Here is an 8,883-nt window from a genome sequence, read left to right as displayed (position 1 = left end):
GCCGCTGAACGTAGCACAATGAGCAGGCGCCGGTCTTCCAGGGTTTGCTGCGTGAAGGCGTGATCGTGCGGCCGGTGGCCAACTACGGCATGCCGAACCACCTGCGCATCACCATCGGCTTGCCTGCCGAAAACAGCCGCTTCCTCGAGGCGCTGACCAAGGTTCTGGCCCGTGGTTGATGTCACTGCACTGCAACCTGCGGCGCCTATGATCGGGCGCCTGGTGGTGGTCGGCCTGGGCTTGATCGGTGGTTCCTTTGCCAAGGGGCTGCGCGAAAGTGGCCTGTGCCGCGAAGTGGTGGGGTCGATCTTGATCCGCAGTCGCGCAAACTGGCGGTTGAGCTGGGTGTGGTGGATCGCTGCGAAGAAGACCTGGCGCTGGCCTGTCAGGGCGCCGACGTGATCCAGCTCGCCGTGCCGATCCTGGCCATGGAGAAAATGCTCGTCCGGTTGGCCGGCATGGACCTGGGCCAGGCGATCCTGACCGATGTCGGCAGCGCCAAGGGCAACGTGGTGCGTGCGGCCACCGAGGCGTTCGGCGGCATGCCGTCGCGTTTCGTGCCGGGGCATCCGATTGCCGGCTCCGAGCAGAGTGGGGTGGAAGCCTCTAACGCCGAGCTGTTCCGTCGTCACAAAGTGATCCTCACGCCGCTTGAGCAAACCGATCCGGCTGCACTGGCCGTGGTTGACCGTCTGTGGCGCGAATTGGGCGCCGACGTCGAGCACATGCAGGTCGAGCGTCACGATGAAGTGTTGGCTGCGACCAGTCATCTGCCGCACTTGCTGGCCTTCGGCCTGGTCGATTCATTGGCCAAGCGCAATGAAAATCTAGAGATCTTCCGTTACGCTGCCGGTGGTTTCCGCGATTTCACAAGAATCGCCGGAAGCGACCCGGTGATGTGGCACGACATCTTCCTCGCCAACCGCGAGGCTGTTCTGCGCACACTCGATACATTTCGCAGCGACCTCGACGCCTTGCGCGACGCGGTCGATGCAGGGGATGGGCACCAATTGTTGGGCGTTTTCACTCGCGCCCGGGTTGCCCGCGAGCATTTCAGTAAAATCCTGGCCCGCAGGGCCTATGTGGACGCTATGAATTCCAACGATCTGATCTTCCTGGCTCAACCTGGTGGCCGCCTGTCCGGTCGGATTCGCGTACCGGGTGACAAATCCATTTCCCACCGTTCGATCATGCTCGGTTCGCTGGCCGAAGGCGTCACCGAAGTCGAAGGTTTCCTTGAGGGCGAAGACGCTCTGGCGACCTTGCAGGCGTTCCGCGACATGGGCGTGGTCATCGAAGGCCCGCACCACGGCCGCGTAACCATTCACGGTGTTGGTCTGCACGGCCTGAAACCTGCGCCGGGCCCGATCTATCTGGGCAACTCAGGGACCTCGATGCGTCTGCTGTCCGGCCTGCTGGCCGCGCAGAACTTCGACAGCACCCTGACTGGCGATGCTTCGCTGTCCAAGCGTCCGATGAATCGCGTGGCCAATCCACTGCGTGAAATGGGTGCCGTGATCGAAACCGCCGCTGAAGGTCGTCCGCCGATGACTATTCGTGGCGGTCACAAGCTCAAAGGCTTGACCTACACCATGCCGATGGCCAGTGCTCAGGTGAAATCCTGCCTGCTGCTCGCCGGTTTGTATGCTGAAGGCAAGACTACCGTTACTGAACCTGCGCCGACCCGTGACCACACTGAGCGCATGCTGCGCGGTTTCGGCTACCCGGTCAGCGTTGAAGGCGCTACGGCGTCGGTCGAGTCCGGCGGCAAATTGACCGCGACTCATATTGAGGTGCCGGGCGACATCTCGTCGTCGGCGTTCTTCCTGGTAGCGGCTTCGATCGCCGAAGGTTCGGAGCTGGTACTTGAGCACGTCGGCATCAACCCGACCCGTACCGGCGTGATCGACATCCTGCGCCTGATGGGTGCGGACATCACTCTGGAGAACCAGCGTGAAGTCGGCGGCGAGCCTGTGGCTGACCTGCGCGTGCGAGCGGCTAAACTCAAAGGTATCGAGATTCCGGAAGAGCTGGTTCCACTGGCCATCGACGAATTCCCGGTACTGTTCGTCGCCGCTGCCTGTGCCGAAGGGCGCACCGTGCTGACCGGCGCCGAAGAGCTGCGGGTCAAGGAATCGGATCGCATTCAGGTGATGGCGGATGGTTTGCTCGCGCTGGGCGTAAAATGCCAGCCGACCCCGGACGGCATTATCATCGACGGCGGCCTGATTGGCGGCGGCGAAGTGCACGGTCACGGCGACCACCGGATCGCCATGGCCTTCAGCGTTGCGTCGCTGCGCGCCACCGCGCCGATTCGCATCCATGATTGCGCGAACGTCGCGACCTCGTTCCCCAACTTCCTCGCGCTGTGCGCGCAGGTCGGCATCCGCGTTGCTCAAGAGGCTCAGTCGTGAACATCAAGCCACCGGTCATTACCATCGACGGCCCAAGCGGGTCGGGCAAGGGCACCATCGCCGGCATACTGGCCAAGCGCCTGGGCTGGTGCCTGCTGGATTCCGGTGCGCTGTACCGCCTGTTGGCTTTTGCCGCACGCAATCACGGTGTCGACCTGACCAATGAAGAGTCGCTGAAGCTGCTGGCCGCTCATCTGGACGTGCAGTTCGTCGGCGCAACCGAGGGTCATCCACAGCGCATCATCCTCGAAGGCGACGATGTGACCGATGACTTGCGCAACGAACAGGTCGGCGCCTGGGCTTCCCAAGTGGCCGCCTTGCCGGCCGTGCGCGATGCCCTGCTGCAGCGCCAGCGGGCTTTTCAGGAAGCGCCGGGGCTGGTGGCCGATGGTCGCGACATGGGGACGGTGGTTTTTCCTGGTGCACCGCTGAAGATTTTCCTGACCGCCAGTGCCGAGGAGAGGGCGCGCCGTCGATATTTGCAGTTGAAGGGCAAAGTCGAGGGTGTTAGTCTGTCGAGTCTGCTAGATGAGATCCGTGCGCGCGACGAGCGTGACACCCAGCGAGCGGTAGCCCCGCTTAAACCGGCGGCTGACGCCATACAGCTGGATTCCACGGAGTTGTCCATCGATCAGGTGCTTGAACGCATCATGAGCGAGATCGCCATTCGCGATATCGCCGGGTGACCAAGAAGGCCACAGGGGACCAGTCATAGTCCTGCGGCGCTTCTTCTATATGAAACTAACCCACACCGTCTGGGGTGTGGAGATGGGCGTATCCTTCGCCCTCATTTACAGGAATTAAAATGAGCGAAAGCTTTGCGGAACTCTTTGAAGAAAGCCTAAAAACCCTGAACCTTCAGGCAGGCTCCATCATCACCGGTGTTATCGTTGATATCGATTACCAAGCTCGCTGGGTAACCGTTCACGCTGGCCTGAAGTCTGAAGCACTCATCCCGCTTGAGCAGTTCTACAACGACGCTGGCGATCTGACTATCAATGTCGGTGACGAAGTTCACGTTGCTCTGGACTCGGTTGAAGACGGTTTCGGTGAAACCAAGCTGTCCCGTGAAAAAGCCAAGCGCGCTGAGTGCTGGATCGTTCTGGAAGCTGCCTTCGCAGCCGAGGAAGTGGTCAAGGGCGTTATCAACGGTAAGGTTAAAGGCGGCTTCACTGTCGACGTTAACGGCATCCGTGCGTTCCTGCCAGGTTCCCTGGTTGACGTCCGTCCAGTGCGCGACACCACGCACCTGGAAGGCAAAGAGCTGGAATTCAAGGTCATCAAGCTGGACCAGAAGCGCAACAACGTTGTCGTTTCCCGTCGCAGCGTCCTGGAAGCCGAGAACTCCGCCGAGCGTGAAGCTCTGCTGGAATCCCTGCAGGAAGGCCAGCAAGTCAAAGGTATCGTCAAAAACCTCACCGATTACGGCGCATTCGTCGATCTGGGTGGCGTGGACGGCCTGCTGCACATCACCGACATGGCCTGGAAGCGCATCAAGCATCCTTCCGAGATCGTCAACGTTGGTGACGAAATCGACGTTAAGGTTCTGAAATACGATCGCGAACGCAACCGTGTTTCCCTGGGCCTGAAGCAGCTGGGCGAAGATCCATGGGTTGCTATCAAAGCCCGTTACCCAGAAAGCACTCGCGTTACCGCTCGTGTAACCAACCTGACCGACTACGGCTGCTTCGCTGAGCTGGAAGAAGGCGTTGAAGGTCTGGTACACGTTTCGGAAATGGACTGGACCAACAAAAACATCCACCCTTCGAAAGTCGTACAAGTCGGCGACGAAGTGGAAGTTATGGTTCTGGACATCGACGAAGAGCGTCGTCGTATCTCCCTGGGCATCAAGCAGTGCAAATCTAACCCATGGGAAGATTTCTCTGGCCAGTTCAACAAGGGCGATAAAATCTCCGGCACCATCAAGTCGATCACCGATTTCGGTATCTTCATTGGTCTGGACGGCGGCATCGACGGTCTGGTTCACCTGTCCGACATCTCCTGGAACGAAGTGGGCGAAGAAGCTGTTCGTCGTTTCAAGAAGGGCGACGAGCTGGACACCGTTATCCTGTCGGTTGACCCAGAGCGCGAGCGTATCTCCCTGGGTATCAAGCAACTGGAAAGCGATCCGTTCTCCGAGTACGTCTCGGTTAACGACAAAGGCGCAATCGTTACTGGCACCGTGAAAGAAGTTGACGCCAAAGGCGCCATCATCGTTCTGGCCGACGATATCGAAGCGACTCTGAAAGCCTCCGAAATCAGCCGTGACCGCGTTGAAGACGCGCGCAACGTGCTGAAAGAAGGCCAGGAAGTAGAAGCCAAGATCATCAGCGTTGATCGCAAGAGCCGCGTGATCCAACTCTCCATCAAGTCGAAAGATGATGCTGAAGAGAAAGAAGCAATCCAAAGCCTGCGCGACAAGCCAGCTTCGGATACCGCTGCTCCTGGTCCTACCACTCTGGGCGACCTGTTGCGTGCACAAATGGAAAAACAGAACTAAGTTCTGTTTGATTGTAAAAAGGGCGACTTCGGTCGCCCTTTTTTGTGCCTGCGATTCAGCAACCCCCCATTCCCCAATTCCCCCTCAATCCCGAAATATCCCCAACCCCCGTAGGAGCTGCCGAAGGCTGCGATCTTTTGATCTTTTGATCTTTTGATCTTTATCGGCCCCACGCGCATCATCCGCTGAACCAACACCCCCACCAAACTGTCCCTTTCTTTAACAGGATCAATCGCTTATTTGCAGCTACTCTAGAGCATAGGGCGCAAGCACCCTCCGGTAGGGTGCCTGACTAATAAGGAAGTGCATGAACAAGCTCATGGTCGCCATAGCAGTACTGGCACTGGCAGGCTGCACCACCAGCGCCAAGACCCATGCGGTGCGTGGTGTCAGCGGGATAGAGATCGATTGTTCCGGCCTGGGCTCGGGTTGGGAGAAATGCCGCAAGCGCGCCGACAAGGAATGCAAAGCGGCAGGCTACAAGGTTATTGCAAGGTCGGATGACGCCAAGGACGAGGATGAATACCCATTCGGTTTTAATCCCGCAGGCTACCTGACACGCACCATGCTGGTGATTTGCAGGTGACAGAACAAGCGGCCCGCCAGCTTGAGACGCCCGCAAATAGGGCGACTCAAAGCCGGTAACGATATGTCAAATCTTGGACTGTTCAAATCCCTCGGAGCGTGCTAAAACCTTTTGAAGTGCTGATCTAGCTGCTTGAAAAAGAAGGGAAAAACATGACGAAGTCGGAGTTGATCGAACGAATTGTCACCCATCAAGGGCTACTCTCATCCAAGGATGTGGAGTTGGCCATCAAGACCATGCTTGAGCAAATGTCCCAATGTCTTGCCACGGGTGATCGAATCGAGATCCGTGGGTTTGGCAGCTTTTCGTTGCACTATCGCGCGCCTCGCGTAGGCCGTAACCCCAAAACGGGTCAATCGGTCAGTCTGGACGGCAAGTTCGTTCCGCATTTCAAACCCGGCAAAGAGCTGCGTGATCGCGTGAACGAAGAGGAGGAAGAAAATTAAGTGCTAAACGGAGGTATGAGATGCGTCTATTTCGGCGTGTAGGAACAGCTACATTTGGAATACTATTAGCTTTAGTGGCAATTGTATTCGTCTTGGAAAATCAACAGCCATCTAGTTTGATTTTCTTGGGATGGTCAACGCCTTCCCTTCCGCTGTCGATCTACGTTGCTTCCTCCCTCCTGCTAGGCATGGTCATCGGACCAGTTGCTATGCTCTTAGCTCGAAGTTTTTCAGGCAGGAAGCCTCAATCCCGATAAAATACCATCGACAGCAAATGCCGATGCTCACCGAGAGAGCGCCACCGCTGGTACAATGGCGCTGTAGAACGAAAGCCATACCTAACGTAATAATTTTATAGATTACATCGTGGTTGAACGAACGTGCACCTCACTGCTGTGTTGTGCCGTAATAGAGAAGGCGAGTGGGGCATGCAAAGCAGTACATCACAATCACATAGCAGTGCTGAAATTGACATCCAGGCACTGGTCCGTTCGGTATGGAAGCGAAAATGGATTGTTTTCGGCGTGGCGCTAGTGTCGACACTATTGGCTGCTGCGTACGCATTTACAGCTAAACCAGTATATGAAGCAAAGCTTTTTCTTATCCCGCCAACGCAGAATGATATAGCTAACTTTAATTACGGGCGCACGCGCGATTACGATTTAGTGCCTTTGACGATAAAGGATATCTATACAGTTTTTCTGCGAATTCTAGACTCCGAATCTCTTCATCGTGAATTTTTTAATACCGTTTATTTACCCAGTCTCACAGAAGAAGAGAGAAAGGGCTCCAGAGATGCTTTGTATTCCCGATTCTCAAAGACATTAATTGTAACTTTGCCGGTTAGAGACGCTGGCGATCAATCTGCAGTCACGGTCCAGACGACTAACCCTGAACTGGCGTCGAACTGGGTTCAGCAATATGCTGATCGAGCTGGGCTGTTGGCGAAAGAGGAGATAATTAAGAACGTCGCCACTGAAAGTCGCGTCAGGGCTCGTAACCTCCTCCAACAGATAAAGTCTCTTCGAGAAACGGGCACGCAAATTCGTCAAGATTCTATTACCAAGTTGCAAGAGGCGCTAAAAGTTGCAGAGGCAATTGGTTTGGAGAAGCCGCCAATTATTACGGGTAATCCTGCTGTCGAGTTAGCTGGAAGCATGGATGGACAGCTTATTTATATGCGTGGATCCAAAGCCCTGAAGGCTGAAATTGAAAACTTGGAACAGCGGCAATCAGACGACCCATTTGTGATGAACCTCCGTGAGCTGCAGGCAAAGCATGATTTTTTCAAGAATCTCGATGTCAGTCCTACAGATGTTTGGGTGTACCGACAGGATGGCGATGTGAACCGACCTGACGCGCCTATCAAACCTAAAAAATCATTGATTATTACTTTGGGTATGATTTTGGGGTTGATGGCTGGGTTATTTATTGCTGTTATCTTGTATCTCACAAATGACGCCAGGGCCAAGCGGGCCGTATGAAGGTGCCAACGGTAGCTATTCCGCGTATTTTGATTTAAGCATACGTGCTGATACTGTCAGCAGGTGCCAATTGTGCGATATGTATAACTGATGTAGATGCCCGCTCGTTAAAGGGCATCTGCTGCAAGCGGGATCACGATGCCAAGGGGCATAAAGCTGCAGTGAGCTCCTTAGGTTATAATTCGACCGTCTCACATATGAGCGTATGCCGATCACGAGTGGAAATTAATTTTAATCATGATTAATAAATCTAGAGTGGCCGGGGCGTGAGCAATATTACTACAAAGCAAAGGATGCCGTTTTATATTGTTCTTTCAGCATGCGCGCTCGTGGTTCTTGGTGATTTGCGAAACGTTATAACGCCTTTCGGATATTGGGCGTTATGGGGCTTGGTTCTGGCATCTGGGGCACTAGTTGTAAAAGCTGGGCGGATTTATAAAGATATAGTTTTTTTGTGCGCAAGTTTTGGTTTTGCTATTTTAGTATTGGCTTTGTTAATAGCCGGGCTCGCAAATGCAGATGCATATACTGCTTATCAAGCGGCGAAATTTATTATGATTTACGCCGTCTTCGTGGTTGTTTATGCCAACTCGCAGTTCTTAGATATTGACGACTTCTATCGGATTTCAGCTACTGCGACGGGTATTGGGTTAGTGGTGTTCATCATATCCAAATACTGGTTGAGCGATTACTATATAGTTTTAGGAGATGGGCGACAAGGTAGCCTGTTTGCGTATCCTGGAGTTCTGTGGAAAACAAGCGCTTTTTTTGTGCGTTTATGATTGCTAAGATGCTAAGCAGTCCTATATCTAGAATCATGATTACAACGTTTGTGTTGGTGTCGTCGGTTTATTTGCTGTTAGCCGATTCAAGTCGAACAGGTTTTCTATGGTTTGCGGTGATTATAATAGCATTCGCTTCAATAGTATTTTTGTTAAATACAGCAAGAATGTTATCGATTGTATCGATATTAATTTTACTGTTCGGTCTATTTGCAGTTTTTAATCTAGACGCTATTCATGGATTTCTGGATGGGAAGTCGCTCCTCGTAGTAAACAGATTGTTCGAAGGCGATCCAATTAGGTCGAAAATGCTCAGCGATGGCATATTAAATGCTGAGGCTTGCCTACCCTTAGGATGTGGATTCCAAAGCTCGACCTCTATAGTAGCGGGACAGCCTATGGTTATCCATAATGTGTATTTAGCAATCTTAGGCGACCTTGGTGCGCTGGGCGAGATTGGGCTGCTTATTATTGTACTAAGCCCGCTGCTGTTTTCGCGCTGCGAGAATGGTTTAGCGGGCCTGCTGCTGCTCCTGTTGCATACTACAAATTGGCAGCATATTTAGGCGCTTCATGTTTCTGTTTTTTGTTGCTCTTTCATCCGCTGAGTTCAGAGATGTCTGAGTGGGGCTATTGGGCAATCATGTTGTCTTGGCTGTCGAGATTGTCGA

The 8,883-nt window shown here is 54.0% G+C and carries 7 protein-coding genes and 2 pseudogenes; all 9 read left to right on the top strand.

From position 1 onward, the window contains the following. Positions 1-26: 26 nt before the first annotated feature. Positions 27-179: pseudogene (locus JFT80_RS17175) on the top strand (histidinol-phosphate transaminase); the annotation flags it as partial. Positions 180-207: 28 nt separating this feature from the next. Then, positions 208-2,414 (top strand): annotated as a pseudogene (locus JFT80_RS17170) (bifunctional prephenate dehydrogenase/3-phosphoshikimate 1-carboxyvinyltransferase). Continuing rightward, a complete protein-coding gene (cmk, locus tag JFT80_RS17165) occupies positions 2,411-3,100 on the top strand; it encodes a (d)CMP kinase (RefSeq protein WP_201148665.1) in 690 nt (229 codons plus the stop codon). Before JFT80_RS17170 ends, cmk begins: the two are co-directional and overlap by 4 nt. Positions 3,101-3,219: 119 nt before the next feature. Continuing rightward, positions 3,220-4,914: a 30S ribosomal protein S1 gene (rpsA, locus tag JFT80_RS17160; RefSeq protein WP_201148664.1), complete on the top strand. Its 1,695-nt coding sequence runs from the start codon at positions 3,220-3,222 to the stop codon at positions 4,912-4,914. 307 nt (positions 4,915-5,221) lie between these two features. Beyond that, complete coding sequence (locus tag JFT80_RS17155) at positions 5,222-5,500, top strand: hypothetical protein (protein ID WP_045060271.1); 279 nt, start codon at positions 5,222-5,224, stop codon at positions 5,498-5,500. Positions 5,501-5,652: 152 nt separating this feature from the next. Further along, positions 5,653-5,946: an integration host factor subunit beta gene (ihfB, locus tag JFT80_RS17150; protein WP_201148663.1), complete on the top strand. Its 294-nt coding sequence runs from the start codon at positions 5,653-5,655 to the stop codon at positions 5,944-5,946. 428 nt (positions 5,947-6,374) lie between these two features. Further along, positions 6,375-7,430, top strand: a complete 1,056-nt coding sequence (locus JFT80_RS17140) for an LPS O-antigen chain length determinant protein WzzB (RefSeq protein WP_201148661.1) — start codon at positions 6,375-6,377, stop codon at positions 7,428-7,430. A gap of 266 nt (positions 7,431-7,696) precedes the next feature. After that, entirely contained in the window at positions 7,697-8,212 is a 516-nt protein-coding gene (locus JFT80_RS17135) for a hypothetical protein (RefSeq protein WP_201148660.1), read from the top strand. Further along, positions 8,179-8,778 (top strand): hypothetical protein, encoded by a 600-nt coding sequence (locus JFT80_RS17130; protein WP_201148659.1) that lies wholly within the window; start codon positions 8,179-8,181, stop codon positions 8,776-8,778. Before JFT80_RS17135 ends, JFT80_RS17130 begins: the two co-directional genes overlap by 34 nt. The last annotated feature ends 105 nt before the right edge of the window (positions 8,779-8,883 follow it).

It is taken from the genome of Pseudomonas sp. TH10 (genome assembly GCF_016651255.1).
In the GTDB taxonomy this organism is placed as follows: domain Bacteria; phylum Pseudomonadota; class Gammaproteobacteria; order Pseudomonadales; family Pseudomonadaceae; genus Aquipseudomonas.
This window is presented reverse-complemented; position numbering and strand designations above follow the sequence as displayed.

Excerpts from the sequence above, each read along its gene's own strand:
- rpsA (WP_201148664.1), top strand. The coding sequence starts at position 3,220 with ATGAGCGAAAGCTTTGCGGAACTCTTTGAAGAAAGCCTAAAAACCCTG.
- JFT80_RS17140 (WP_201148661.1), top strand. The coding sequence starts at position 6,375 with ATGCAAAGCAGTACATCACAATCACATAGCAGTGCTGAAATTGACATC.
- JFT80_RS17155 (WP_045060271.1), top strand. The coding sequence starts at position 5,222 with ATGAACAAGCTCATGGTCGCCATAGCAGTACTGGCACTGGCAGGCTGC.
- ihfB (WP_201148663.1), top strand. The coding sequence starts at position 5,653 with ATGACGAAGTCGGAGTTGATCGAACGAATTGTCACCCATCAAGGGCTA.